Source organism: Mycobacterium sp. NGS57 (assembly GCF_059812405.1).
Map to the genome: position 1 here is coordinate 1 of NZ_JCALCP010000043.1, position 314 is coordinate 314.

1 protein-coding gene is annotated in these 314 nt (G+C 63.4%); it reads right to left on the reverse strand.

Going from position 1 to position 314, the window contains the following annotated elements; genetic code table 11:
* Positions 1–314: HNH endonuclease signature motif containing protein (locus tag AC5Y43_RS25000; RefSeq protein WP_499977313.1), on the reverse strand; the 314-nt coding region annotated here is incomplete at both ends.

Sequence of the window (314 nt, forward strand, 5' to 3'; positions counted from 1 at the left end):
ATCAGAGCGTCTGCGGGTCCGCTGATGGTGATGATGCCGCGATGGTGCAGCCGGTGATGATACGGACACACCAACACGAGGTTGGCCAGCTCGGTTAAACCGCCGTCTTCCCAGTGAATGATGTGATGTGCATGAAGACCCCGGGTGGCCCCACAACCGGGGACCGCGCAGCTGGGGTGGCGGTGCTCGAGCGCACGACGAAGCCGACGGCTGATCACCCGCGTCACTCGACCGCAGCCGATGACCTCGCCGTCACGTTCGAACCACGCCTCACAGGTGGCATCACACAACAGGTATCGGCGTTCGGACTCCGA